This is a genomic window from Vibrio sp. 2130-1 (genome assembly GCF_033339515.1).
Genome location: NZ_JAWOUT010000105.1, coordinates 1 through 963 on the forward strand (window position 1 = coordinate 1; position 963 = coordinate 963).

Here is a 963-nt window from a genome sequence, read left to right on the forward strand (position 1 = left end):
TACCTGTGGCTTCTCTTGCACTTGATTCTGCAAAGTTTGTGCCGGCTTTTCTTCAGCTTGCGTTGCCGCGACTTGTTGTGGCTGAGCTTGAGGAGCCGAAGCTACTTTCGCTTTACCACCAGCGACTAGCGTGATATCTGGCTTTCTTTCATTGCCAATACCTGTCGCAACTACTGTCACACGGATTTCATCAGTCATATCTGGGTCTAGAGAAGTACCGATAACCACGGTTGCATTGTCAGATGCAAATGCCTTCACTGTGTTACCAACTGTCTCAAACTCATCAAGACGCATGTCCAGACCAGCAGTGATGTTAACAAGAACACCGCGAGCACCAGCAAGATCGATATCTTCTAGAAGTGGGCTAGAAATTGCCATCTCAGCCGCTTCTTCGGCTCGGTCTTCACCTTTCGCAATACCACTACCCATCATCGCGTGACCCATTTCAGACATCACTGTACGTACGTCTGCAAAGTCGACGTTGATCATACCAGGGCGAGTGATTAGCTCGGCGATACCTTGAACTGCATTCTTAAGAACGTCATTCGCACTCGCAAATGCTTCAAGCAATGTTACGCCACGACCAAGAACTTTAAGTAGCTTCTCGTTTGGAATCGTAATTAACGAGTCAACGTGCTTAGATAACTCATCGATGCCTTGCTCAGCAAACGCTAAACGCTTTTTGCCTTCAAAGCTGAACGGTTTTGTTACAACCGCTACAGTCAGAATACCTAGCTCTTTCGCCACTTCAGCAATAACAGGCGCTGCACCAGTACCTGTACCACCGCCCATACCAGCTGCGATAAACACCATATCGGCACCAGTTAGGGAATCTTTAATTCTATCTCTGTCTTCGAGAGCTGCCTCACGGCCAACTTGTGGATTCGCACCTGCACCCAGACCTTTAGTGATATCACCACCGATCTGAATAACATTGCCAACGCTTGTCTTACGAAGTGCTTG

At 47.9% G+C, this 963-nt stretch carries 1 protein-coding gene; it reads right to left on the reverse strand.

The features are described from left to right. Positions 1–963: cell division protein FtsZ (gene ftsZ, locus R7Q09_RS24520; protein WP_318143743.1), on the reverse strand; the 963-nt coding region annotated here is incomplete at both ends.